Raw genomic sequence first — 23,837 nt, forward strand, 5'->3', positions numbered from 1 at the left:
CCATGCCTGCGGCGATCAGCGGGATGAACAGGATCACCGCGACCTGGTTCAGCGCCTCGGTAAGGCTGGTGACGAGCCGGCGCCCGAGCAGGAACGCGTCCGCCTCTGCCCCGACGCCCATGCGCCGTGCGATCAGATGCGAAACCAGAACCGCGATCACGATACCGAGCGCCTGGCCCGCGAATTGTGCGAGGCCGGAGGGGATGAGCGAGATCCGGCGCTGCACCGGTGACGGCCGGTCAGCCACGGCGCGCGGATCGGGGGCGACGCCGGTCATCGATCAGGCGCCGACCCGTTCCAGCATGGCCGGCCGCACGGTCTGCGGGGCCGCGACGGAGAGTTCAGGCCGCACCACCACCAGGCCGAGCGCATAGCGCTCGATGACGAATTCCCCGAACTCGCTCTCTGCCGTATAGCTGTATTCGCCGCTGCCATTCGGCCCGGACATCACGATCCGGGCCGAGCGCAACCCGCCGCCGCGCAGCCGGATATAGAGCGTCGCGGTCTCTCCGATCATGCCATCTGGCAGCCCCGGCGCGGTGATCCGGCGCAGGCCGATCTTTTCCACCAGGCAAAGCCGCTGGCCGCCCCGGCTGACCAGCCACATATCGGGCCGGGCCTGCGGGGCGCGGCGGATGGTCCAGCCGCCGACGCGACCGAGAATCCGCAGCAGCATTGACGAGGCGACGCGCCCGAGCAGGCCCAGCTCGGCCAGAAGCGAGACCGGGCGCGCCACGAGCCGGTTGTTCATCCGTGCCCGCACCCGCTTGCTGGTGCCGTGGCTGAAATAGGCCTGGGTCGGGCCGATCAGCCCCGGCCGGACCGAGAAGCGGCGGTCGTAATCGGGAATCCGGTGCCGCTCGATTTCCGCGATCTCGGCCCGGACCGGGCGCGGTCCGCAGATATTCATGTCGCCGCGCAGCACGTTGAAAAGCTGCGGCAGCTCGTCCAGCCGGGTTTCGCGCAGCATTCCGCCAAGCGGGGTCTCGATTCCGGCATCCTTCGGCAGGGTGCGGTCGCGCGTCACCTCGCGCGCGCGGCGGCTGCACAGCGTGCGGAACTTCAGGATATGGAAGGGTCTCTGATCGCGTCCCAGCCGCGCGCCGCGATAGAAGATCTCCGGCCCCTGCGTGCAGAACAGCAGCAGCGAAATCAGCAGCAGCAGCGGCAGGAATGCCACGAGGCAGATCGCGGCAAGAAGGAAGTTATAGCTGCGGTAGAACAACTCGTTACCCGGTTGGAACCCGATGCGGTATCCCGAAAAACCTTTCATCACATACCTCTTGCACGGCACTCTTCAACAATTGACGACCCGCGGGCCGACCGCCCGCCTCATGCGCTGCCGAAGCCTTGGGGGTGCAGGCTATGCCCCCCGGCCCGGTCGTCTCGTTATTTTGTCTGATGGCCGTTCGATGGCTGAGCCATTCTGGTCAGGCTGATCGGCGGGGCTTCTGCCGGGCCAAAAAGCGCCCGCCATACTGGCGGGCAAGTCGAACTAACCGGAGCATTCTAATTAATTTTTACCAGATTCGCGGCGCGGAGAGAACCGCAGCCAGAGGAATTTTCAGCTTTCTCAAGGGGATGGTTAATGGCGCGACGCGGCCGCCCGGGCATATGACAGACGATCAGCGCCGGCTTGCACGCCTGGGTTGTGCCGCCTCATGCGCCTCGGCACGCGGATCAGCCGCCGCGCCGCCGCGTTCCGGCCGCGAGCTTGCCAATCCACCGCCGGCCTCGCGCCCTGCCCTGCGGCGCGAGGTCAGTATCGCCGCGGCGATCAGCGTGGCGACGGCCCCGCCGATCCAGAAGATCAGCACGGCCGGCCAGAATCCGGCCATCGGCCAGGCGAGGGCGGCGGCGATCAGCGCCGCACCGTAGCCCAGCAACAGGACTTTTGCGGTGACCGGCATCAGGTATCTCCGGCATGGGGCATTGCGGTCGCGCCTGTCATGATCGCTCATCCCGGTTGACGAAGACTTGACGCGTGGCGCTGCCAGGGCGCGCCACCGGCCAGCTCGGCGGCGAGATGGTCGATCAGCACCCGCAGCTTCGCCGGCATCGGCGTCACAGTCGGCCAGACGGCGGTGATCGGCATGGGCGGGGTCGGATGATCCGGCAGCAGTTCGACCAGAGATCCGTCGCGCAGGCCATCGGCCACGATGAAGCAAGGCAGCCGCGCCAGACCCTGCCCCGACAGGGCGAAGGCGCGGATCATCTCGCCGTTATTGCTGGACAGCCGGCTCGGCAAGGCCGTGGGCGCGACGGCCTCGCCCTGCGCGAATTGCCAGTGATCGGCCTGCGCGACATGGCTGTATCCGATCACCTGGTGCGCGCCGAGCGCGGCGGGGCTGTCCGGCCGCCCATGCCGGGAGAGGTAGTCCGGGCTGGCCACGATCACCGCGCGATCCTCGCACAGCTTGCGCGACATCAGCGCCGTGTCGCGCGGGGCACCGATGCGGATCCCCAGGTCGAACCCGTCCCGCGCCAGGTCGCGCAGCCGGTCGTCGAACTCTATCCGCAGATCCAAATCGGGAAACCGCGCCGCGAAACGCGCCAGCACCGGGGCCAGATACATGGTCCCGAAACTCATCGGGGCGGCGATGGACAAGCGTCCGCGCAGGCTGGCGGCCCCATCCACGCCCCAGCCCGCACTTTCGGTCGCGGCCACCAGTTCCGACAGCGCCGGGCGCAGCCGTTCGGCCAGACGCGCCGCGCCATCGGTCGGGGTGATGCGGCCGGCATTGCGCCGAAACAGCGCCGCCCCCAGCGTCGCCTCGAATTCGGAGATGCGCTTGCTGACCACGGATTTCGACAGGTTCAGCCGCGCGGCCGCGGCGGTGACGGTGCCCAGCTCCATCACCGTCAGGAAGGTTTCGATGTCGTCGAGCGAGTAGCGCATGGCCGCAGGTTAGCATCAAGCCCGGTGTTCGCAATCCGCGAACGCCGGGTTCGCGGCGGCGATGCTGGCGGGAACCGGACCGGGTGGCAATATGGTTGTCAACGAAAGGAGGCCCGACATGGACCTGACAGGCATTCACCATCTGACGGCGATCACCGCCGACGCCCCCGGCAATAACCGCTTCTATACCGAGACGCTCGGGCTCAGGCGGGTCAAGAAGACGGTCAACCAGGATGACACATCCGCCTATCACCTGTTCTTCGCCGATGGCGCAGGCAGTCCCGGCACCGACTTGACCTTTTTCGACTGGCCGGTTGCGGGCGAACGGCGCGGCACGCGCTCGATCAGCCGCACCGGGCTGCGTGTCGATGAGGCGAGCCTGGATTACTGGGCGGAGCGGCTGCGCGGCGAAGGGCTGAGCACGGGCGAGATCGGAACGCTGGACACACGCGCCAGCCTCGATTTCGAGGATCCCGAGGGGCAGCGTTTCCGCCTGACCGCCGATCAGCCCGGCGCGGCGCATCCGTGGGAGAAAAGCCCGGTCCCGGCCGCGCACCAGATCCGCGGGCTTGGCCCGATCACCATCTCGGTGCCGGAGCTGGAGCCGACCGAGGCGGTGCTGAGCCGGGTGATGAACATGCGCCGCGTCCGCGACTATGCCAGCCCAGATGGCGAGGGCCAGGTGCATGTGTTCGAGATGGGCGAAGGCGGCCCCGCGGCCGAGCTGCATGTGGCCGTCCAGCCCGATCTGCCGGTGGCGCGTCAGGGCGCGGGCGCGGTGCATCACGTGGCGTTCCGCACCCCGGATGTGGATACGATCCACAAATGGGCCGAGCGGCTGAACGGGTTCCGCGTGCCCTCCTCGGGCGAGGTGGAGCGGTATTATTTCCGCTCGCTCTATTTCCGCGAGCCGGGCGGCAACCTGTTCGAGATCGCGACGGACGGTCCGGGCTTTGCCGTGGACGAGCCGTTCGAGACGATGGGCGAAAGGCTGTCCCTGCCCCCGTTCCTGGAGCCGCGCCGGGCGCAGATCGAGGCCGGGCTGAAGCCGCTCGACTAGACGCGCGCCGCGGTTGAACGGGCCGCCGGATCATCCCGGCGGCCCGTTTGTGCCCTGCGCAGGCCGCGGGGCAAGGCTTTCTTGGCGCCGCCTGCGCACAGCCGGCCATGTTGCGCCGGAACCCGCCTGCACGAGCAGACCGATCGCGCGCTAGATTTCGGCCGCGCGGGCCAGGTCGATGAAGCCCTCCATGAAATCCGGCCTTCGGCCCGTGCGCATCCCCAGATGGATGGTCTTGCCGATGCCCGCCCCCAGATGCAGCCCGCTGATCCCCGGAACCTCGCGCAGCAGCCAGTCGGGCGTGGCGCTGACCGCCCGCCCCGAGGCCACCAGCCGCAGCATGAGCTGCGTCGTTTCCACCGTGCGATGCCGGCGCGGCAGGGCGCCCGCGGGGACGAGAAAGCGCGTATAGATATCCAGCCGTTCCTTCGCCACCGGATAGGTCACCAGCGTCTCGGCCGACAGATCCGCCGGCAGGGCGCGGGCCCGTCCCGCCAATCTGTGATCGACGCCCACCGCCAGCATCAGCTCGTAATCGAACACCGGCAAGTAGTCCAACCCGGCGCGGGCGATCGGATCGGGAGTGACGAGGATGTCGATCTCATGGCCGATCAGCGCCGCCAGCCCGCCGAACTGAAACGCGGAGGTCACGTCCAGATCGACATCGGGCCAGTTCTCCAGAAACGGGTCCACCACTCGCATCAGCCAGTCCTGGCACGGATGGCATTCCATCCCGATCCGCAGCGCGCCGCGCCGGCCGCGGGCGAAATCCTCCAGCACGGTCTGGCCGTGATCGAGCTGCGGCAGGATCCGGTTGGCCAGCGACAGAAGATAGGCGCCGGCATCCGTCAGCCGCAACCGCCGCCCGTCCCGCGTCCACAGCCGCACGTCGTGGCGCTGCTCGAACCGGCGCACCGCGTGGCTCAGCGCGGATTGCGTCAGGCACAAACGATCCGCGGCCAGCGTCAGGCTGCCGAGGCGGTCCACCTCGCGCAGGATGGACAGGATCTGGAGATCGATCATCAGACATGACTCCCTGTCATGTCTTGGTGAGATATTCCCATTTCCGGTCATGTTCAATCACCGGCTAAGCAGGCAGCGACATGCAGTGAAGGAGATCGACATGGTCAAGGCCGCCAATCTGGGCTTTCCCCGCATCGGCGCGAGGCGCGAGCTGAAAACGGCACTGGAATCCTACTGGAAAGGAGAGATCGGTGCCGAGGCACTTGCACAGACCGGCGCCGCGCTTCGGGCGCGGAACTGGGCGCGTCAGCGCGATGCCGGAATCGCGCGGATCCCGTCGAATGATTTTTCCTTCTACGACCAGGTGCTCGACACCACGCTGATGCTGGGCGCGGTCCCGCCGCGTTTTTCCGGGCTGAGCGGGCTGGACGCGGCCTTTGCCATGGCCCGCGGCACACAGGACGCCCCGGCGATGGAGATGACGAAGTGGTTCGACACGAATTACCATTATATCGTGCCGGAGCTGACTGCACAGACCCGCTTCACGCTGACCGGGAACACCCCGCTTCTGTCCTATCAGGAGGCGCGGGCGCAGGGGATCGAGACCCGGCCGGTGCTGATCGGCCCGGTCACCTGGCTGGCGCTCGCCAAGGCCAGGACGGACGGGCTCGCGCCGCTCTCGCTCTTGCCGCAGGTGCTGGAGGTCTACGACGCCGTGCTGCGCAGCCTCGATGCGGCGGGCGCCGAATGGGTGCAGATCGACGAGCCGATCCTGGTGCGCGATCTGACACAGGCGGAGGACGCGGCGCTGCGCGCGGCCTATGCGCGCCTGTCGCGCTGCGGTCCGAAGATCATGCTGGCCACGTATTTCGGCGGGCTGGGCGACAATCTGGAGTTGGCCTGCGCCCTGCCGGTGGCGGGGCTGCATGTCGACCTCGTCCGCGCGCCTGACCAGCTTGCGCCGCTGCTGTCGCGGATCGGGGACAGGACGCTGTCGCTGGGGCTCATCGACGGGCGCAATATCTGGCGGGCGGATCTGAGCGGGGCGCTGCACGCGGCAGAACGCGCGGTCACCGTGCTCGGGCCGGACCGGGTCGAGATCGCGCCCTCCTGCTCGCTTCTGCATGTGCCGGTCGATCTGGACCGGGAAACCGGGCTGGATGACGAGACCCGAAGCTGGCTCTCCTTCGCCGCGCAGAAGCTGGACGAGGTGGCGGCCCTTGCCGGGGCCGCGCAGGCAGGCCGTCAGGCCGCGGCGGAGGCCTTTGCCGCCGCCGACGCGGCCAAGGCGTCGCGCGCCGCCTCGCCGCGGATCCATGACCCGGCGGTCAAGGCCCGCGCCGCTGCCGTCACCGAGACCGATCACCGGCGCCACAGCCCCTTCGCCACGCGCATCGCCCGACAAGGTCAAACGCTGCCGCTGCCGGCCTTTCCGACCACCACCATCGGTTCCTTCCCGCAGACCGCGGAGATCCGCACCGCGCGGGCGGCCCATCGCAAGGGGCAGATGGGCGACGATGCCTATCGCGATTTCCTCGAGGAGCGCACACGCGACTGCATCCGGCGCCAGGAGGCGCTCGGTCTCGACGTGCTCGTGCATGGCGAGTTCGAGCGCAACGACATGGTGGAGTATTTCGGGGAACGCCTGTCGGGCGTCTTCTTCACCGCGAATGGCTGGGTGCAATCCTACGGCTCGCGCTGCGTGAAGCCGCCGGTGATCTTCGGGGACGTCTCGCGCCCGGCGCCGATGACGGTGGGCTGGGCCAGCTTTGCGCAGGCTCAGACCGAGCGGCCGATGAAGGGAATGCTGACCGGGCCGGTCACCATCCTGCAATGGTCCTTCGTGCGCGACGATCAGCCGCGCGCGGACACCTGCCGCCAGATCGGACTGGCGATCCGCGACGAGGTGGCGGATCTGGAACGCGCCGGTCTGCGCATCATCCAGATTGACGAGGCGGCGCTGCGCGAGGGCCTGCCGCTGCGCCGGGCCGAGCGGGCGGAGTATCTCGACTGGGCGGTGAAGGCGTTTCGGCTGGCGGCTTCGGTGGTGGCGGACGAGACCCAGATCCACACCCATATGTGCTACTCCGAGTTCAACGACATCCTGCCTGCCATCGCGGCGATGGATGCCGATGTGATCTCCATCGAGGCGTCGCGATCCGATATGGATCTGCTCGAGGCGTTCCGCGACTTCGACTATCCCAACCAGATCGGCCCCGGTATCTGGGACATCCACAGCCCGCGCGTGCCGGATGCGGCGGACATGGCCGAGTTGCTGCGCGCAGCCGCGCGGCTGATCCCGGCCGACCGGCTCTGGGTCAATCCCGATTGCGGGCTGAAGACGCGCGGCTGGCCGGAGGTCGAGACGACGCTGAGCCATATGGTCGAGGCCGCGAAGGCGTTGCGGGCGGAAACCGCTTTGGCCGAACCCGCCCTTGCCTGAACGATGGGCCGGGCTGTGCCGCGCAATGGGATGGCCCGGTCCACCGCCACGCTACGGCTGGACCATGGCGGCATTCCATTCCGCCAGCAGCCCGGCGCGGCGCAGCCTGTCATCATAGACCAGCAGGCCGGTATCAAGTCGGATCGGGCGCATATGCACCGACGGCTCCGCCCCGGTGCCGGGGATCAGCGCCACACCCGACGCCGCCGCCACGACGCGCTGCGCCTCGTCCGACAGGAGATAGGAGAGCAGCGCCGTCCCGCCCTCGGGATTGGGTGCGTTGCGCGGCACGAGCGCCGAGCGGATGATCGCGAAGGTGTAATCCTCGAGCGCGAGGCGCACCAGATCGGGATCGTCGGGGGCGTAGCGCGCGGCATAGCTCGCCACCACGTTATAGGCCACGGCCACCTGCCCGGCCCGCAATTCCTCGATCATCTCGCCCGAGCAGCAGAAGAGCCGCGCGTTCAGCCGGCCCATCACCTCTGCCAGCCGCCAGAACCCTTCCGATTGCTGGCTGTCCTGCGAGATCAGGAAATACCCCACCCCAGAGGTCTGCGGATCATAGCTGGCGATGCGGCGGTCGAAGCGATCGGGATATTCGCGCAGCATCGCGATCAGGTCGCGCCGTGTGCGCGGCACCGGCAGATCGCCGAGCGCCTGGCGCGAGGCAAGCGTCAGCACCGGCTCAAGCGCCACCCCGAACAACTGGTCACGCCATTGCGCCCAGGATGGCAGCCCGTTCCGGCGCGGATCGACCGAGGCGGCGAATCCGTCATTGGCCAGTTTCATCTGCAGATCCATCGCCGAGGACATGACCAAATCGAATTCAGCCAGCTCCTCGGACACGGCGCGGAACAGCTCCATGCTGGAGGCTTGCAGATAGCGGACGCGCTGCCCCGGATTGTCCTCCGCGAACCCCTGCATCACGCCCGCAATGGATTCCAGATCGGTGGTCGAGATCACCCGGATCTCCTCGCCGCCCTCCGGCCCGAAAACCTGCTCCTTCTCGACCTCGAATGCTGCGGCGGCACCGCCGAGCAGCGCAGTCAGGACAATGGCAGCGAGAATCTGGCGCATGAGCCCTTCTCCGGTCTTGAGGTGAGGTGAAATTCGCCGCCATGGGCGTCCGCGACTTCGCCCACGATGGTCAGGCCCAGGCCGGAGCCGACGACATTGCCGACATTCGATCCGCGCCGGAACCGCCCGCCGAGATCGTGGTCGCCCGGCGCCAGTCCGCGGCCCTCGTCCAGCACCTCCAGCATGGCCCGCCCGTCGCGCTGCGCCAGCGTGACGGTCACGCGCCCCTCGGGATCGGAATATTTCAGCGCATTGTCCAGGATATTGCGGATCGCGGCCTCCAGCATCCGCTCATCGCCCAGGACCGGACAGGCGCGATCCAGCCCGTCCGGGCAGAGCTCGATATCCCGCATCTCGGCCAGGGGCTGCATGGCCCGCAACGCGGCTTGCACAAGCTGGGAGAGATCCAGCGGCGCGGCGGCGAACTGGTCGCTGCGATAGACGACCATGGCGTGATCGAGGATCTGGCTGGCCGAGCGGCTGCTTTCGCCGATCGCCCGCAGCATCCGGCGCAGGCGCTGCCGCGTCGCCTCGTCGCTGGTTTCGGCAAGCGCCAGCTCCGCCTCGCTGCGCACCAGCGACAGCGGTGTGCGGATGCGATGCGCGGCCTCGAAGATGAAGGTCTCGGCCATTTGCAGCGCGCCGCGCAGCCGGGCGATGAAGCCGTTCAGCGCCGCGACGAAGGGCTGCAATTCGCGCGGGGCGGGATGGCGCAGCGGGCGCAGGTCATGCGGGCCGCGCCGCGTCACCGCGCCGGCCAGCCGGTCCACCGGGCGGATCACCATGCGCGCCGCCCACCAGGCCAGCGGTCCCGCCAGCAGCAACAGCACCAGCCCGATCCACAGCGCGCTGCGCGCCGTGTCGCGCGCAATCGCCGCCTGGCCGTAGCGGGTCTGGCCCAGCACCACGGTGATTTCCTGCATCGCATCGTCCAGCAACACCTGCCGGGTGATGGCCGCCAGCCGCAAATGGCTGCCACGGTAATCGCCGCCCCAGAACACCGGCGTCAGCCCGGCCGGCGGCGCGGGCGGGGGCGGCAGCCCCTCATAGCCGGTGATGACGCGGCTGCCGATGCTGAGGCTGTAGAAGATCCGCTCCTCTCCCATCGCGCCCAGCATCGAGAAGGTGGCATAGGGCAGATCGAAGACCAGCCCCTCATCCGCCGCGCGCACCCCGTCCCCGACCGAGATCACCGCGGCACCCAGCATCGCGTCCTGACTGGCGCGGGAGGCCCGTTCGGAGGTGAAGCGGATCGCCAGAAACAGCGCCAGCACGAGGAGCGCCGAAAGCAGGATGAACTGCACCGCCAGCCGCCGCCGCAGCGAGGCCTGCGCGCCCAGACCGGGAAATCCCGGCGCCTTCATTCCGGGATCAGCCGGTAGCCGACGCCGCGCAGCGTCTCCAGCCGCGCGCCCGACCCGTCGAGCTTGCGGCGAAGCCGGCCGATATAGACCTCGATCGCGTTATCGCTGACCTCCTCGTCAAAGGAAAACAGCCGGTCGATCAGATGCGGCTTGGAATAGGTCTGGCCGGGCCGCGACAGCAGGATCTCCAGCAGCCGCAATTCGCGGGCGCGCAATGCGCGCACCTCGCCGCCCACCGTGACCGTCGCGCCGAGCGCATCGAAGGTGAAGCCGGCAAACTGCCGCCGGCTGTCGGCCACCCCGGAATGGCGGCGCAGCACCGCGCGGCACCGCGCCTGCAACTCCTCGAAATCGAAGGGCTTGGTCAGGTAGTCATCCGCGCCCTGATCCAGCGTCGCCACCCGGTCAGTCACCGAGGCACTCGCCGTCATCATGATGACCGGGGTCTCGCGCCCGGCCCGGCGCTGCTGCGCCAGAAAGGTCCGCCCGTCGCCATCGGGCAGCGAGATGTCCAGCAAAACCAGATCATACGGCGCCGAGTCCATGAAGATTTCCGCCTCAGCCAGCGTCGCCGCGCGGTCCACCCCGTGGCCGTCAAGCGCCAGCCGGGACGCGACCGCCTCGGCCAATGCGTCGCTATCCTCGACCAGCAGGAATCTCATCTTCTTAACTTTTTTCGCCCGATGACAGCTTCGTGTCAGCTTTTCACCAAATCTTAACCGTCGCAAGACCGCGCCTCCGGGCGCCCATTTCCCTGGGAGGATACCATGAGAAACCTGACCCGCGCCGCGATTCTCGCGCTCGGCACCACCGCCGCCCTTCCCGCATTCGCTGAAGAATGCATCGCCCCGGCCAATCCCGGCGGCGGCTGGGATTTCACCTGCCGCCAGATCGGCCGGATCATGACCGAGCTGGGGTTGGTCCCCAACATGGTGCAGGTCACCAACATCACCGGGGCCGGTGGCGGCGTCGCCTATACCCATGTGGTGGGCGACCGCAACGAAGACCCGGATGTGTTTGTCGCGGCCTCCTCCGCCACCACCACGCGGCTGGCGCAGAACGCCTTTGCCGGTGCGACCGCCGATCAGGTCCGCTGGGTCGGCACGATCGGCGGCGATCCGGGCGTGATCGTGGTCGCCAATGACAGCGAATATCAGACGCTGAACGATCTGGTCGAGGCGGTGAAGGCCGATCCCTCTGCCGTGGCGTTCGCAGGCGGCTCCGCCGTGGGCGGATTCGACCATCTGAAAGTGTTGATGATGCTGGACGCGGCCGGGTTCGAGGATGCCCGCGCGGTCAAGTATATCGGCCTTGACGGCGGCGCGGATGCGATCACCCAGACCGTGGGCGGCTTCGCCCAGGCGATGACCGGCGATCTGTCGGAGATCACCGGCTTCATCTCCTCGGGCGATGTGCGCCCCATCGCGGTGCTGTCCGAAGAGCGCGTGCCGGGCTTCGAGGATGTGCCGACTGCCAAGGAACAGGGCATCGACAGCGTGGCGATGAACTGGCGCGGCGTCTATGTGCCCAAGGGGATCAGCGACGAAGACTACGACAAATGGGTCGACTGGCTGCAGCAGGTCGGTGCTTCGGACCAGTGGCAGACCGTGATGGAAGAGAACGGGCTGGCCCCCTATGACATCTTCGGGGCCGATTTCGAGGCCTTCGTGGCCGACAATATCGCCCAGATCCAGGATGTCTCGCGCGAGATCGGGCTGCTGCAATGATGCGCGGCGACCGAATCTTCGGAGCGGTCATGATCGTGGTGGCGTTGGGGTATATCCTCAGCGCCAGTGCGATTCAGACCAGCTTCATGTCCGATCCGGTCGGACCTCGCCTGTTTCCCTACATGATCGCGGGGGTGATGATCCTCTGCGCATTGGTGATGGTGCTCCGCCCCGACCCGGAGGCCGAATGGCCCGCCGGGCCGATGGTGCTGCAACTGGGCATCGCGCTTGCCGTGCTGGTGGCCTATGCCTACTCGATCGGGCCGCTTGGCTTCATCATCCCGACCGCCTTCGCCTCCGGCGTGCTGAGCTGGCAGATCGGCGGGCGTCCGCTCCGCGCCGCGATCACCGGCGTCGGGCTCGGCATCGGGCTGTGGGTGCTGTTCCGTCTTGTTCTGGGTCTGGGCCTTCGCGGCCTGCCTGCCGGCTGGGGGTTCTGAGCCATGGATATTCTCGGCAATCTGGCGATGGGCTTTGAAATCGCCGCCTCCCCCTACACGCTGCTGCTGGCGGTGATCGGCTGTTTCGTCGGCACGATCATCGGCGCGCTGCCGGGGCTGGGGCCGTCAAACGGCGTGGCGCTGCTGATCCCGATCTCCTTTTCGATGGGGCTCGATGCGATTTCCGCACTCGTGCTGCTGACCTCGGTCTATTACGGGGCGATGTATGGCGGGCGGATCTCCTCGATCCTGCTGAACATCCCCGGCGATGAACCGGCGATGATGACCACGCTTGACGGCTATCCCATGGCCAAGCAGGGCCAGGCCGGAGAGGCGCTTGTCGTCTCGGGCGTGGCTTCTTTCGTGGGGGCCTTCGTGGCCACGATCGGGCTGATGATCTTCGCCCCCTATCTGGCGCAGGTTGCGTTCAAATTCGGCCCGGCAGAGTATTTCGCGCTCTACATGCTCGCCTTCTGCACCTTGGGCGGGATGGGATCGAACAACCAGGCCAAGGCGGCCATGGCGGCGGCCATCGGTCTGGCCATCGCCATGATCGGGCTGGACAAGACCACCGGCATGCCGCGCTTCACGTACGGAGAGCTGCATCTGATGGACGGCGTCGATTTCCTCGTCGCCATTGTCGGCCTGTTCGCCGTGGCCGAGGTGTTCTTCTTCATCGAAACCCACGGCAAGGACAGCGCCATCGGCGTCAAGCTAGGCAAGATCGCCGTGCCTTGGCGGATGCTGCGGCAAAGCTCGGGCGCGATGGCGCGGGGCACGGGGATCGGGTTCGTCTCGGGCGTGCTGCCCGGTGCAGGCGCATCGCTCGGCTCGTTCCTCGCCTATATGGCCGAGAAATCCGTCGCGCGTGACAAGGACAGCTTCGGCAAGGGCAACCCGAAGGGCGTGGCCGCACCCGAGGCCGGCAACAACGCCGCCGCCGGCGGTGCGCTCGTGCCCATGCTGACGCTCGGCGTGCCGGGATCGGGGACCACCGCCGTTCTTCTGGCGCTCCTTCTGACGCTGAACATCACGCCCGGCCCGCTTCTGTTCACCGAGCGCCCGGAGGTGATCTGGTCGCTGATCGCGGCACTTCTGATCGCCAATATCGTGCTGCTCCTGATGAACGTGCCGATGGTGAAGGTCTTCGTCCATATCCTGTCGGTCCCCGCCTGGGTGCTGCTGCCGGGGGTGACGATGATCGCCTTTGTCGGGATCTATTCGCTCACCGGGTCGAGCTTCGACATGCTGATGATGGTCGGCTTCGGCGTGCTGGGTTACGTCATGCGCAAGCTGGACATGCCCACCGTGCCGGTGATCCTGGGCATCCTTCTGGGCAACGCGATGGAGGACAACCTCCGCCGCGCCATGGTGCTGTCGAACGGGGACTGGACGTTCCTGTTCAGCTCTCCCATCGCGGTCGGGCTGTGGATCGCCGCGGTTCTGGGCTTTGTCGCGCCGATCTTCCTGCGCCGGCTGCTGAAAAAGCCGCCCATGCCGGAGAGCGATCCGACGATGAACGTGGACTGAAGCTCCGTCAGTCCGCCAGAAAGGGCCGCCGGCATCCCCGGCGGCCCTTTGCTTTGGGAACGCGTGTCTCAGCCGCGCCCGTGTGGCTCGTCCCAGTCGATCTGCGGGTTGATCGGGATGATGCGATGCGGGTTAATCATGTCGTGGCTGTAATGGTAATGCCGCCCGATATGGTCGAAATCGACCGTCCCGGCCACGCCCGGCATCTGATAAAGTTCCCGCGTCCAGCCCCAGAGGTTGGGATATTCGCGCAGCCAGGCCCGGTTGCATTTGAAATGCGTGTGATAGACCGGATCGAAGCGCACGGCGGTGGTGAACAGCCGCCAATCCGCTTCGGTCAGCGTCTCGCCGGTGAGATAGCGGTTCTCGGCCAGGATCCCCTCCAGCCAGTCGAGACTGTCGAACAAGGGCCGCACCGCCTCGTCATAGGCCTCCTGCGAAGTGGCGAACCCCGCCTTGTAGACGCCGTTATTCACGGTGTCGTAAACGCGGTCATTGATCTCGTGAATGCGGCCCCGCAGCGCCTCGGGGTAGTAGTCATCCGCGTTTCCGGTCAGCCCGTTGAAGGCGCTGTTGAACATGCGGATGATCTCGGCGCTTTCATTGCTGACGATGGTGTTCTGCTGCTTGTCCCACAGCACCGGCACCGTCACCCGGCCCGAGGCATCGGGGTCGGCGCGCAGATAGATGTCGCGCAGATAGGCGGCGCCGAACAGCTCGTCGCCCGTGGCACCGGGAAAATCTGTGCGGAACTCCCAGCCCTCCTTCAGCATGTCGGGATGGACCACCGAGACCGAGATGTGATCCTCCAGCCCCTTGATCGCGCGGAAGATCAGCGCCCGATGCGCCCAGGGACAGGCGAGGCTGACATAGAGGTGATAGCGCCCGCTCCCGGCGGCAAATCCGCCCTCACCCGACTCGCCCGCCGTGCCGTCCGGCGTGACCCAGTTCCGCCAGGCGGTCGTCGTGCGCTTGAAGCGCCCGCCAGTGCTCTCCGTGTCATACCATTCGTCCTTCCAGACGCCGTCCACCAACTGTCCCATCGGGTACCTTTCCTCGGCCGGGGCGCAGAGGCCCCGGCGCGTTGCGGGCAGATCAGCCGATCTTGCCCTGTTCCATCAGCTCGTTCTTCTTCGGGAAGTACCATTGCAGCACCTCGCGAAACTTCTGCGACGACTCCCGCGCCCAGTTCCGCATCAGCTCCGAGCCGAACTGGATCGCGGTGACCGGCGTGGCCCCCGCCTCGCGCATCCGCTCCAGCCCCTGGTGATGCGCGGTGATGGAGATCCCGCCCACCGCGTCGGCGACCGGATAGATCTCGAAGCCGTCCTCGATCATGTCCAGCGTCGGGAAGGCCAGGCACACCTCGGTCCACAGACCGGCCATGACGATCTTCTTGCGCCCGGTGGCCTTCACCGCCTCGCGAAACTCCGCGTCCTCCCAGGAATTCACCCCGGTCCGGTCGATCTCGGTGACACCCGGCAACTCGGCCAGGATCTCCTCGGGCGTGCCGGTGTTCACCCCCATATCAACGCCGACGGTCGAGACGATCACCGGCAAATCATAGGCCTTCACCAGCTTGCACAGCGCAATGACGTTCAGATTGATCTCCTCGGTCGTGGCGGAGTTGATCGTGCGGTACTGCTCGGGCTGATAGTCGATCAGCACCACCGCGCAATTCTCCGGCGTCAGCAGATGATCCGATTGCGGATCGCGGACGGGTTCGGCTTCGGTCTTGGCCATGGCTTATCCTTTCGCGCGCAGTTTGGGTTTCTCTCCGGGCCGGGTGGTGAACAGATCCGCCCATTCCGGGTGTTTCTCATATTGCCCGCGGATGAAGGGACAGATCGGCACGATGCGGAAGCCGCTCTCGCGCGCATCGTCGAGCATGAACTCCAGCAGCGCCTTGGCCACGCCCTGCCCTTCCATCGTGTCGGGCACGCCGGTGTGATCGGCGCTAATGATGCCCTCCTCTTGCCGGGTGAAGGTGATTTCCCCCTCGCCGGCGATGCCAGGCAGGCGCGCGACGTAACGCCCCGTGCCCTCGCCATCCTCGCGCGTGATCCGAATATCGCTCATTCCAGTCACCTCTTCTTCACAAAAATACCCTTTGCGGGCGGCCGGGGGGCGCGCGGACGCCGCCCCCGGCCGCCGGATCCTGTCAGTCGTCCTTCGCCCGTGCCGCCATGGTCGCATCGGCCCACCATTTCAGCTCATCCAGCATCGCGTCGAGCGAGGGCTTCAGCACCTCCGTGACCCCCGACATCGGGCCGTCCTGGCCAAGCGGGCTGACCTTCATGAACTCGCCGCCACCGAGATGAACCGCGTTGCGCAGCGGCACCATCTGAAGTTCCACCGCGATGTTGCGCAGATGCTCGATGGCGCGCGCGGCGCCAACGCCGCCGTAACCCATCGCACCGGCCGGCTTGCGGTTCCACTCCTTGTAGGCCTGGTCGAGCGCGTTCTTGAGCGCCCCGGTGATCGAGTGGTTATATTCCGCCGTCAGGAAGACATAGCCGTCGAACTCGCGGATCCGGTCCTGCCATGCGACGGCCTTGGGATCTTCGCTGGGCATCCAGGCATTCGAGGCGGCCTCGTCGAAGAACGGCAGATCGAAATCCCTGAGATCGAGCAGTTCAAATTCCATGTCGTCGCGCCCGTTCACCTGCTCCATCAGCCAGGCGGCGGGCTTGTCCGCGAAACGTGCCTCGCGGGTGGAGCTGATGATGACGGCGATTTTCGGTGTGCTCATGTGATATTCCTCATCCGGGCCAAATCCGGCCTTTATGTTGCTCTCCCGGAAGAATGCGCAGCGCCGCATCCGCGTTCCAGCCACGCGGTGGGAAAACCGGCATTCGGCCTGGGCGAACACCGGCCGACTCCACCCCGCCCGATCTGCCGCAGCGTCACATGCAGCCCTGAGCGGCCTATCATTAAGTTATTAGAATCCGGGGTTTTCGCCCTTTACAGCAACTCGTAAGCATGACTATCATTTTCGACTATAGACGGTTGCCTTGTGTTCGCCTGCGGTTTGCTCGTTTCCGTCCTGGAACATTGGGTAAGATGACTGACAACAAGCTATTTCGCAAACTCTGGATCGTGGCCGGGCTCTCGGCGCTGCTGGTGCTGGTAAGCTTCAGTCTCGCGATCTATAATCTGGCTCACGTTATTGCCCATTCTGATGGGCACAGCCATGAGATTGGCCAGCTTCTCGGCTTGGCGCCGGACGGGCTGGAAACCCCGTTCGGGGTCTATCAATCGCATCTTCTGATGCTGCCGCAACCCTTCTCCTGGGCGCTTGCGCGGCTGCTGCATCTGGAAACGTGGCTGTTCGCGCTGCTGCTGCTGCCCTGCGCCTTCATCCTGTTCTCCTATGGCTTTGAACGCGCCATCCGCGATGACGAGGAGCGGGCCGAGGAGGACAGCTATCTCTGACGGCTGACCGGCGCGGCAAGGCGCGATCAGGCGCGGCGGGCCAGATCCGCGCCGCCCGCGCCGAAATCCAGCGTCACCGCCTGGCCGGACAGCGCCGATTCCTGTGCCGCCAGCCCCATCAGCACCGCCTTCATCCCGTCCTCGACCCCGACTTCCGGCTGCGCCGCGCCCCGCACCACCGCGTTGAACCGCTGATGCTGATAGAAGGTCGCCCCGTTATGATCGCCCGCCGCCAGCAGCGCCGGATCCACCGGTACGCCGCTGATAACCGGGCCGCGCGGCTGGCGCGGGCTTTCCACGATCTGGGCGACGGGCGGATCGCCCAGATGGGCCGGCCAGAAGCGACCGGGGCCGGGGACGAGCGCCTCGATCTTGCCCGCCGGGCCGACGGCCGCGATCTCCTCCTGAAAGCGGGCGCCCTCTGCGAACATGCACAGATCCAGCATGGCCCGCACGCCGTTGTCGAAATCCACGATGACGAAGCCGTGATCCCAGACATCCGGCGTTTCGTCGCCGTACCGCTCATCCAGATGGTTCACCGCCTGCCCGGCACTGGCCATGACCCGCCGCGGTTCGGAACCGGTGGCGAGCCGCATCAGGTCGAAGAAATGGCAGCATTTCTCGACCATCGTGCCGCCGGAATTGCGGTTGAAGCGGTTCCACGCCCCGACCTTGGGCAGGAAGGGAAAGCGGTGCTCGCGGATCGACAACATCCGCAGCCCGCCCGTCACCGCAGGCATCTTCTGCAGGAACACCGCGATCGGCGGCATGTAGCGATATTCCATCGCCACCCAGATCGGCGCTTGATAGCCTCGGTGCAGCGCCTCCAGCCGGGCGCGGTCCTCGATCCGGGTAAACAGCGGCTTCTCGATCAGCACCGGCAGATGGCGGGTCTGGGCGAGGCGTTCAAGCTGGCCGATATGGTCGAGATTGGGCGACGCGATGACCAGGCAATCAAGATCGACCCGCGCCAGCAGATCGTCCAGCGTGTCGCAGAACGCTGCGTCCGGGGCGATCAGCGCCGCCGCCTGCCGCATCCGGCCGTCCGGCTCGAAAATCGCGGCGATCCGTGTATCGGGCAGCAACTGGATATTGCGCAGATGCTCCTGCCCCATCATCCCGCAGCCGATAATCCCGTAGCTGATCCTGTCCGACATGATGCCCCTATCTGATCCGTGACACGTAATGGCAGTGCTGCGGGTTGAACCAGTTGCGGGAAAATTCCGCACGACAATTCTGCTGATCGAAACCGACCCGCTGCACCAGCCCGGTGACGCTGCCCGGTGACAGCCCGAACGCAGGCGGCACCCAGCCGGGCAGTGCGCCGGTCGAGACGCGGTCCTCGACATGGCTGATCCACAGATCCAGCCGCCTGCGGTAGAAGAGATAGAGCGATTCCGACAGATCCTTCGCGGCAAGGCGCGGGGCATATCCGGCATCCAGCCAGATCTCCTCCAGCACGCAGGGCAGATCGTTCAGAAAGCGCAGACGGCGGATGCGATGGGCGTGATCGGACCGGCCGAAATCCGGCAGATCCGCCGGTTTGCGCATCAGATCCAGCGACAGCAGCCGCGCCGTGGGCAACCCGCCGCCGCTCAGCAGCTCGATGCGGAAGAAGGCATAGACGCCTTGCGGGTCCGCGACGGCGCGGATGTAATTGCCCGATCCCTGCCGCCGTTCCAGCAGACCACGCTGCGTCAGTTCCGCCAATGCCTTGCGCAGCGTGCCGACCGAGGTCTTCAGCCGCGCCGCCAGCACCCGCTCCGGCGGCAGGCGCTCCCCATCGAGCAGATGGCCTGCGGCGATGTCGCGGGCCAGCATCTCGCTGAGCTGAAGATAGCGCGGCAATGCGCTGTGCTTGTCCATGTCCGCCCGGATAAATTGATACAGTATTGATCTACCTGAACCGGCCTGCTACGCAAGGGGAAACTTCCCAGCGGAGACGCCGCCATGAGCATTGTCCCGATCACCTCCCCCGATCTGGAGCGCGCCGAGATATCCTGGTTCTCCGCGCTGTGTTCGGACGATTACCGCTATCTGGGTGTGCCTGATGGTGCGCTGCGCTCAAGCTGGGATCATTGTTCCGAGATCGTGACCACCGCCGAGGCGCAGGGGTTTCGCAATATCCTGTGCCCGTCATCTTACCAGGTCGGGCAGGACACGCTCAGCTTCGTGGCGGGCTGCGCGCCGATCACCGACCGGATCAACCTGCTGGCCGCGGTGCGCTGCGGCGAGATGCAGCCGATCATGCTGGCCCGCACCGTCGCCACGCTGGATCACATGCTGCAAGGCCGGCTGACGCTCAACATCATCAGCAGCGATTTTCCGGGCGAGAAGGCCGAGAGCGCCTTTCGCTATCAGCGGTCGCGCGAGGTGGTGGAAATCCTGAAACAGGCCTGGACGCAGGACGAGATCAACCATGAGGGCGAGGTCTATCAGTTCCGGGGCGTGCCCACCGATCCGGCGAAACCCTATCAGCAGAATGGCGGGCCGTTGCTGTATTTCGGCGGCTATTCGCCCGACGCGCTCGAACTCTGCGGGCAGCATTGCGATGTCTATCTGATGTGGCCGGAGACGAAGGAGGATCTGGCCGGGCGGATGCGGGCCGTCAATGCGGTGGCCGAGCGCTACGGGCGCACCCTGGATTACGGCCTGCGCGTCCATGTCATCGTGCGCGAGACCGAGGCCGAGGCGAAGGAGTACGCGCGCGAGCTGGTCTCGAAACTGGATGACGAACAGGGCCGCGCGATCCGGGAACGGGCGCTGGATTCCGGCTCTCTGGGCGTGTCGCATCAGGCGAAGAACCGCGAACTTGCCGATATGGAGGGGTTCATCGAGCCGCAACTGTGGACCGGGATCGGCCGGGCGCGGTCGGGCTGCGGCGCGGCGCTTGTTGGCTCCGCCGATCAGGTGCTGTCCGAGATCGAGGCGTATCAGAAGATGGGCATTCGCGCCTTCATCTTCTCGGGCTATCCGCATCTGGAGGAATGCGCGCATTTCGGGCGGCTGGTGATGCCGCATCTGAAGACCTGCTCCTTGCCGCAGGAATACGGGCGGGTGCCGGACGGGATGCCGGATACGCCGCTTGGGAATGGAGTGCGGCGGTAACCTTACAGCCAGTGATGACCCACTCCAGACAGAGGGCCAGCGGCCGACCTCGGGTGGCCGCATCCGGCCTTTGAGGTAGGAACCTTTATCGTGCAGCAACATCGAACGGCTGTTCGGCGCGGACCGGCAAAGAAGCGGCCGCCCACGGGGCGGTCGGCCGCTGGCCCGGCGGCGCGATGCGCCTTGTTCCGGGCCGGGTCTGAATCTCAGCCGGTGAGTCCGCACAATCTTGTCGTTTGTCGGCCTGATCCGAGATCAGCGCATGCGAATAGATGCCGCGCTCACCGCCGCAGCCGCGCGATCAGCGACGAGGTATCCCAGCGATTGCCGCCCATCCCCTGCACCTCCTTGTAGAACTGATCGACAAGGGCCGTGACCGGCAGGCTCACCCCGATATCATCGGCGGTGGCCAGGCAGATCCCCAGATCCTTGCGCATCCAGTCCACGGCGAAGCCGTGATCGAACTCGCCCGCCGCCATGGTCTTGTGGCGGTTCTCCATCTGCCAGCTTCCGGCGGCACCCTGGCTGATGACCTCGACCACATCCTCGATCTTGAGCCCCGAAGCCTCCGCGAAGCGCAGCGATTCCGATAGGCCCTGAACCAGCCCGGCAATGGCGATCTGGTTGCACATCTTGGTGGTCTGCCCCGCGCCCACCGGCCCCATCAGGCGGCAGATCTTGGCATAGGCGTCGATCACCGGCGCGGCGCGGTCGAAATCCGCCTGATCGCCGCCGCACATCACCGAGAGCTGGCCGTTCTCGGCCCCCGCCTGCCCGCCCGAGATCGGCGCATCAACATAGCCGATCCCGCCAGCCGCCGCCGCCTCCGCCAGTTCCCGCGTCACCCGCGCCGACACGGTGGTGTGATCGACGAAGACCGCGCCCTTCTCCATGCCCGCGAACGCGCCGTCATCCCCGGTGCAGACGCTGCGCAGATCATCGTCATTGCCGACGCAGGCCATGACGAATTCGGCGCCGGATGCCGCCTCGCGCGGGGTGGGCGCGGCCTTGCCGCCGAACTCCGAGACCCATTTATCGGCCTTTGCACCGCTGCGGTTATAGACCGTGACCTCATGGCCCGCCTTCGCCAGATGCCCGGCCATCGGATACCCCATCACACCCAGTCCCAGAAATGCCAGCTTGGCCATGTTCGCCCCCTCCCGTCGAAGACATATCCCGCGTTGAAAGCCAATTCCGCTTGGCCTACTACAGCCGCCAAGACACCACCCCCCGGCCCCGCGGTCAAGCGAGGCCGTGCTGCGAAGGATTCTGCCCGACGATGCTGACCCTGTTCCGCTGGACCTTGCGGCTGACCATCGGTCTGATCGTCGGGCTGTGCCTCGCGGCGGTGCTGGTGTGGTATTTCGCCGTGCGCTCGCTGCCTGATTACAATGCGAGCCATGTCGTCTCAGGCATCGCGGAGGAGCTCGAGATCGTGCGCTCGACCGAGAATGTCCCGCATATTTTCGCCGGCAATGACCGCGATGCGTTCTTCGCGCTCGGCCTGGCGCACGCGCAGGACCGGCTGTTCCAGATGACCGTGCTGCGGCGCGCAGCGCAGGGGCGGCTGGCGGAGATCTATGGCCTGCGCGCCTTCCCGGCGGATGATCTGGCCCGGCGGCTGGGGCTGGCGCGCGCGGCGCGGCAGGCGCTCGCGGCGCAGGACGCGCAGACGCGGGCCGCCCTGCAGGCCTATGCGGACGGGGTGAACCAGTGGGTCGCCATCGTCAATCGCGACGCGCTTGGCCGCGGCGCGCCGGAATTCTTCCTGTTGCCCGACGAGATTGCCTTCTGGCAGCCGGCGGATTCGCTGGCCATCCTGAAACTCTACGCCGCCGCCAGCAGCCGGCAGTTGCGCAGCGAGGTGCTGCGGGCGCAGCTCTCGCTTGCGGCGCCCGAACGGGGTCAGGATCTGATGGCCGGGCTGGGAGAGCCGGCGCTGCCCGACTATGCCAGCCTGTTTCCCGGTGCGCGCATCTCCGGTGCGGCGCCAGAGTCGGGCGAAGGCTGGCCGCTGGATCTGGCCGGCTATCTGACGCCGTTTTCCGGCCTCTCCGCGACGGCCTTCGCTGCGGATGCAGGCCGGACCACGGCGGGTCAGCCGCTTCTGGCCAATGATCCCCAATCGGCGCTGACCATGCCGTCGCTGTGGTACCTGGCTCGGCTGGCGCTGCAATCGGGTGACGTGATCGGCGCCACCATTCCCGGCATCCCGGCAATCTTCTCGGGCCGCTCAGATGATTTGGCCTGGGGGATCGTGCCGGCCCAGATCGATGACGCGGATCTCTACATGGAGGAGGTGCAGCCGGGCGACAAGGACCGCTATCGCGGGGTGCAGGGCTGGCGCGACTTCGCCATAAGGCGCGAGATCATCCGAATCCGCGACATCCCCGACCGCGCCATCATCTTGCGCGAGACCGCGAACGGTCCGCTTCTGTCGGCCGCCAGTTTCGGGCTGGGATCGGTCACGCCGGAGGGGTTTGCCGCGGCACTGCGATGGACCGGGGCCACGGCCGAGGACGCCACGCTGAGCGCGCTGATCGGCGTGATGACGGCGCCGGATCGCGACGGCGCGATGGCGGCCGCACGGCAATGGGTGGCCCCGGCGGTGACGCTGACGCTGGCCGATCGCGACGGGGTCGAGGAACGGCTGGTCGGCGCGCTGCCGCAGCGTAGCCCGGAACACGCCACGCTGGGCCGGATGCCGACGCCCGGCTGGATCGCGGCGAATCGCTGGCAGGACGTGCTGCCCGCCGAACGCAGCGACGCCACCGAGAACGGCGTGAATTTCGCCGCCGGGGTATTGCCGCCGCTGCAGGGCGAGATGCCACTCGGCTTCGACAGCGATTCCGCCCTGCGCGAGGCGCGGCTGCGTCGCCTGCTGGACGGGCGCGAGGTCCATAGCCGCGACAGCTTCATCGAAACCCAACTCGACATTGTCAGCCCCGCCGCCCGTGCGCTCTTGCCGCTGATCGGCGCCGATCTGTGGTTCACCGGAGAGCCCGCCGCGCCCGGCACGCCCGAACGGCAGCGCCAGGATGCGCTGCGCCTGCTGGCCGAATGGGACGGCGCGATGAGCGAGCATCTGCCCGAGCCGCTTATCTACGCCGCCTGGCTGTCGGCCCTTCAGGACCGGCTGATCCGCGACGATCTGGGACCGCTGGCCGACCGGATCACCGCGCTGCAACCCGGTTTCATCGAGCGTGTCTATCGCAACCGCAACGGCGCTGCGGCGTGGTGCGACATCCGCCAATCGGCGGCGGTGGAGACCTGTTCGACCCTGTCGCGGCAGGCATTGGATGCGGCCATCGTCAACCTGACCGAACGCTTCGGGCCGGACGTGACAAGCTGGCGATGGGGGGATTCGCACGAGGCGATCCAGATCCACCCCGCGCTCGGCCCGATCCCGCGTCTCGGCTGGATCGCCAATCTGCGCCAGTCGCTGTCGGGCGGGGATTCGACCCTGGCCCGCGCGCCCCTGCTGGGCAGCGGGGCGCAGCCCTTCCGTCCGGTCTCCGGCCCCGGCTATCGCGGGGTCTATGATCTGGCCGACCCGGACAGCTCGGTCTTCATCATCGCCTCGGGCCAGTCCGGCCATCCCTTCTCGCGCCATTATGACGATCTGGCGGTGCGGTGGCGGCGCGGCGAATACGTGACCATGTCGCTCGACCCGGAGCTGGCGCGCGCGGCGGCCACCGGCATCACCCGGCTTCTGCCCGCCGGACAGCCGCGGGCGGGCGGGGACGAGCCCGCCGCGCGATGAGCGCCGGGGTTTGCAAATCCCGCGCCGT

At 67.0% G+C, this 23,837-nt stretch carries 22 protein-coding genes; 8 read left to right on the forward strand and 14 right to left on the reverse strand.

Features of this window, described 5'->3' with window-relative positions; genetic code table 11:
• Positions 1–280 precede the first annotated feature (280 nt).
• From BLT73_RS05545 to BLT73_RS05555, 3 genes are all read right to left on the reverse strand, one after another.
• A complete protein-coding gene (locus tag BLT73_RS05545) occupies positions 281–1,273 on the reverse strand; it encodes a sugar transferase (RefSeq protein ID WP_090521597.1) in 993 nt (330 codons plus the stop codon).
• 352 nt (positions 1,274–1,625) lie between these two features.
• Positions 1,626–1,910, reverse strand: coding sequence for a hypothetical protein (locus BLT73_RS05550; RefSeq protein ID WP_090521598.1), 285 nt, complete (start codon positions 1,908–1,910; stop codon positions 1,626–1,628).
• 47 nt (positions 1,911–1,957) lie between these two features.
• A complete protein-coding gene (locus BLT73_RS05555; RefSeq protein WP_090521600.1) occupies positions 1,958–2,899 on the reverse strand; it encodes a LysR family transcriptional regulator in 942 nt (313 codons plus the stop codon).
• A 118-nt stretch (positions 2,900–3,017) separates the two neighbouring features.
• Between BLT73_RS05555 and BLT73_RS05560 the strand changes: the two genes are divergently transcribed.
• A complete protein-coding gene (locus BLT73_RS05560) occupies positions 3,018–3,959 on the forward strand; it encodes a ring-cleaving dioxygenase (RefSeq protein WP_090521601.1) in 942 nt (313 codons plus the stop codon).
• 150 nt (positions 3,960–4,109) lie between these two features.
• Here the strand turns inward: BLT73_RS05560 and BLT73_RS05565 are convergent, their stop codons facing one another.
• Complete coding sequence (locus BLT73_RS05565) at positions 4,110–4,982, reverse strand: LysR family transcriptional regulator (protein WP_090521603.1); 873 nt, start codon at positions 4,980–4,982, stop codon at positions 4,110–4,112.
• 100 nt (positions 4,983–5,082) lie between these two features.
• Between BLT73_RS05565 and metE the strand changes: the two genes are divergently transcribed.
• On the forward strand, positions 5,083–7,365 hold the full coding sequence (metE, locus tag BLT73_RS05570; protein WP_090521919.1) for a 5-methyltetrahydropteroyltriglutamate--homocysteine S-methyltransferase: 2,283 nt from the start codon (positions 5,083–5,085) through the stop codon (positions 7,363–7,365).
• A 51-nt stretch (positions 7,366–7,416) separates the two neighbouring features.
• On the opposite strand, the gene BLT73_RS05575 is transcribed toward metE, so the two are convergent.
• Genes BLT73_RS05575 through BLT73_RS05585 form a run of 3 tightly spaced genes read right to left on the reverse strand, consistent with a single transcriptional unit; the run spans position 7,417 to position 10,468 of the window.
• Positions 7,417–8,442 carry an ABC transporter substrate-binding protein gene (locus BLT73_RS05575; protein ID WP_090521604.1) on the reverse strand — a complete coding sequence of 342 codons (1,026 nt, stop codon included), beginning with the start codon at positions 8,440–8,442 and terminating at the stop codon, positions 7,417–7,419.
• Positions 8,412–9,806: a sensor histidine kinase gene (locus tag BLT73_RS05580; protein WP_090521606.1), complete on the reverse strand. Its 1,395-nt coding sequence runs from the start codon at positions 9,804–9,806 to the stop codon at positions 8,412–8,414. The genes BLT73_RS05575 and BLT73_RS05580 overlap by 31 nt, the downstream gene beginning before the upstream one ends.
• Positions 9,803–10,468, reverse strand: coding sequence for a response regulator (locus BLT73_RS05585; RefSeq protein ID WP_090521608.1), 666 nt, complete (start codon positions 10,466–10,468; stop codon positions 9,803–9,805). The genes BLT73_RS05580 and BLT73_RS05585 overlap by 4 nt, the downstream gene beginning before the upstream one ends.
• A 105-nt stretch (positions 10,469–10,573) precedes the next feature.
• Between BLT73_RS05585 and BLT73_RS05590 the strand changes: the two genes are divergently transcribed.
• The 3 genes from BLT73_RS05590 to BLT73_RS05600 are packed head-to-tail and all read left to right on the forward strand — an operon-like array spanning position 10,574 to position 13,503.
• Entirely contained in the window at positions 10,574–11,533 is a 960-nt protein-coding gene (locus tag BLT73_RS05590) for a Bug family tripartite tricarboxylate transporter substrate binding protein (protein WP_090521610.1), read from the forward strand.
• A complete protein-coding gene (locus BLT73_RS05595) occupies positions 11,530–11,973 on the forward strand; it encodes a tripartite tricarboxylate transporter TctB family protein (RefSeq protein WP_218132505.1) in 444 nt (147 codons plus the stop codon). Before BLT73_RS05590 ends, BLT73_RS05595 begins: the two co-directional genes overlap by 4 nt.
• Positions 11,974–11,976: 3 nt before the next feature.
• Positions 11,977–13,503 (forward strand): tripartite tricarboxylate transporter permease, encoded by a 1,527-nt coding sequence (locus tag BLT73_RS05600; protein WP_090521612.1) that lies wholly within the window; start codon positions 11,977–11,979, stop codon positions 13,501–13,503.
• A gap of 68 nt (positions 13,504–13,571) precedes the next feature.
• On the opposite strand, the gene BLT73_RS05605 is transcribed toward BLT73_RS05600, so the two are convergent.
• From BLT73_RS05605 to BLT73_RS05620, 4 genes are all read right to left on the reverse strand, one after another.
• Positions 13,572–14,546, reverse strand: a complete 975-nt coding sequence (locus tag BLT73_RS05605) for a glutathione S-transferase family protein (RefSeq protein ID WP_090521614.1) — start codon at positions 14,544–14,546, stop codon at positions 13,572–13,574.
• A gap of 52 nt (positions 14,547–14,598) precedes the next feature.
• A complete protein-coding gene (locus BLT73_RS05610; protein WP_090521616.1) occupies positions 14,599–15,246 on the reverse strand; it encodes an isochorismatase family protein in 648 nt (215 codons plus the stop codon).
• A 3-nt stretch (positions 15,247–15,249) separates the two neighbouring features.
• A complete protein-coding gene (locus BLT73_RS05615) occupies positions 15,250–15,582 on the reverse strand; it encodes a GNAT family N-acetyltransferase (protein WP_090521619.1) in 333 nt (110 codons plus the stop codon).
• A gap of 82 nt (positions 15,583–15,664) precedes the next feature.
• The gene (locus BLT73_RS05620) at positions 15,665–16,255 is read right to left on the reverse strand and encodes an NADPH-dependent FMN reductase (protein ID WP_090521923.1); all 591 of its coding nucleotides are present in this window, start codon (positions 16,253–16,255) and stop codon (positions 15,665–15,667) included.
• 311 nt (positions 16,256–16,566) lie between these two features.
• Between BLT73_RS05620 and BLT73_RS05625 the strand changes: the two genes are divergently transcribed.
• The gene (locus tag BLT73_RS05625) at positions 16,567–16,938 is read left to right on the forward strand and encodes a hypothetical protein (protein ID WP_090521621.1); all 372 of its coding nucleotides are present in this window, start codon (positions 16,567–16,569) and stop codon (positions 16,936–16,938) included.
• Positions 16,939–16,964: 26 nt separating this feature from the next.
• Here the strand turns inward: BLT73_RS05625 and BLT73_RS05630 are convergent, their stop codons facing one another.
• Positions 16,965–18,095, reverse strand: coding sequence for a Gfo/Idh/MocA family protein (locus BLT73_RS05630; protein WP_090521622.1), 1,131 nt, complete (start codon positions 18,093–18,095; stop codon positions 16,965–16,967).
• A 7-nt stretch (positions 18,096–18,102) separates the two neighbouring features.
• A complete protein-coding gene (locus BLT73_RS05635) occupies positions 18,103–18,804 on the reverse strand; it encodes a GntR family transcriptional regulator (protein WP_090521624.1) in 702 nt (233 codons plus the stop codon).
• Positions 18,805–18,888: 84 nt separating this feature from the next.
• Here BLT73_RS05635 and BLT73_RS05640 point away from each other — a divergent pair, with 84 nt between their 5' ends.
• Positions 18,889–20,046, forward strand: coding sequence for an LLM class flavin-dependent oxidoreductase (locus tag BLT73_RS05640; RefSeq protein ID WP_090521626.1), 1,158 nt, complete (start codon positions 18,889–18,891; stop codon positions 20,044–20,046).
• Positions 20,047–20,327: 281 nt separating this feature from the next.
• On the opposite strand, the gene BLT73_RS05645 is transcribed toward BLT73_RS05640, so the two are convergent.
• Positions 20,328–21,194, reverse strand: coding sequence for an NAD(P)-dependent oxidoreductase (locus BLT73_RS05645; protein WP_090521627.1), 867 nt, complete (start codon positions 21,192–21,194; stop codon positions 20,328–20,330).
• Between the two features lie 131 nt (positions 21,195–21,325).
• On the opposite strand from BLT73_RS05645, the gene BLT73_RS05650 reads away from it, so the two are divergent.
• Positions 21,326–23,809 carry a penicillin acylase family protein gene (locus BLT73_RS05650; protein ID WP_090521629.1) on the forward strand — a complete coding sequence of 828 codons (2,484 nt, stop codon included), beginning with the start codon at positions 21,326–21,328 and terminating at the stop codon, positions 23,807–23,809.
• Positions 23,810–23,837 lie beyond the last annotated feature (28 nt).

Source organism: Paracoccus isoporae, from assembly GCF_900101865.1.
Taxonomy (GTDB): Bacteria; Pseudomonadota; Alphaproteobacteria; order Rhodobacterales; family Rhodobacteraceae; genus Paracoccus; species Paracoccus isoporae.

Coding starts and splice junctions, on each gene's coding strand:
- BLT73_RS05545 (WP_090521597.1), bottom strand. CDS start 1,273: ATGAAAGGTTTTTCGGGATACCGCATCGGGTTCCAACCGGGTAACGAG.
- BLT73_RS05550 (WP_090521598.1), bottom strand. CDS start 1,910: ATGCCGGTCACCGCAAAAGTCCTGTTGCTGGGCTACGGTGCGGCGCTG.
- BLT73_RS05555 (WP_090521600.1), bottom strand. CDS start 2,899: ATGCGCTACTCGCTCGACGACATCGAAACCTTCCTGACGGTGATGGAG.
- BLT73_RS05560 (WP_090521601.1), top strand. CDS start 3,018: ATGGACCTGACAGGCATTCACCATCTGACGGCGATCACCGCCGACGCC.
- BLT73_RS05565 (WP_090521603.1), bottom strand. CDS start 4,982: ATGATCGATCTCCAGATCCTGTCCATCCTGCGCGAGGTGGACCGCCTC.
- metE (WP_090521919.1), top strand. CDS start 5,083: ATGGTCAAGGCCGCCAATCTGGGCTTTCCCCGCATCGGCGCGAGGCGC.
- BLT73_RS05575 (WP_090521604.1), bottom strand. CDS start 8,442: ATGCGCCAGATTCTCGCTGCCATTGTCCTGACTGCGCTGCTCGGCGGT.
- BLT73_RS05580 (WP_090521606.1), bottom strand. CDS start 9,806: ATGAAGGCGCCGGGATTTCCCGGTCTGGGCGCGCAGGCCTCGCTGCGG.
- BLT73_RS05585 (WP_090521608.1), bottom strand. CDS start 10,468: ATGAGATTCCTGCTGGTCGAGGATAGCGACGCATTGGCCGAGGCGGTC.
- BLT73_RS05590 (WP_090521610.1), top strand. CDS start 10,574: ATGAGAAACCTGACCCGCGCCGCGATTCTCGCGCTCGGCACCACCGCC.
- BLT73_RS05595 (WP_218132505.1), top strand. CDS start 11,530: ATGATGCGCGGCGACCGAATCTTCGGAGCGGTCATGATCGTGGTGGCG.
- BLT73_RS05600 (WP_090521612.1), top strand. CDS start 11,977: ATGGATATTCTCGGCAATCTGGCGATGGGCTTTGAAATCGCCGCCTCC.
- BLT73_RS05605 (WP_090521614.1), bottom strand. CDS start 14,546: ATGGGACAGTTGGTGGACGGCGTCTGGAAGGACGAATGGTATGACACG.
- BLT73_RS05610 (WP_090521616.1), bottom strand. CDS start 15,246: ATGGCCAAGACCGAAGCCGAACCCGTCCGCGATCCGCAATCGGATCAT.
- BLT73_RS05615 (WP_090521619.1), bottom strand. CDS start 15,582: ATGAGCGATATTCGGATCACGCGCGAGGATGGCGAGGGCACGGGGCGT.
- BLT73_RS05620 (WP_090521923.1), bottom strand. CDS start 16,255: ATGAGCACACCGAAAATCGCCGTCATCATCAGCTCCACCCGCGAGGCA.
- BLT73_RS05625 (WP_090521621.1), top strand. CDS start 16,567: ATGACTGACAACAAGCTATTTCGCAAACTCTGGATCGTGGCCGGGCTC.
- BLT73_RS05630 (WP_090521622.1), bottom strand. CDS start 18,095: ATGTCGGACAGGATCAGCTACGGGATTATCGGCTGCGGGATGATGGGG.
- BLT73_RS05635 (WP_090521624.1), bottom strand. CDS start 18,804: ATGGACAAGCACAGCGCATTGCCGCGCTATCTTCAGCTCAGCGAGATG.
- BLT73_RS05640 (WP_090521626.1), top strand. CDS start 18,889: ATGAGCATTGTCCCGATCACCTCCCCCGATCTGGAGCGCGCCGAGATA.
- BLT73_RS05645 (WP_090521627.1), bottom strand. CDS start 21,194: ATGGCCAAGCTGGCATTTCTGGGACTGGGTGTGATGGGGTATCCGATG.
- BLT73_RS05650 (WP_090521629.1), top strand. CDS start 21,326: ATGCTGACCCTGTTCCGCTGGACCTTGCGGCTGACCATCGGTCTGATC.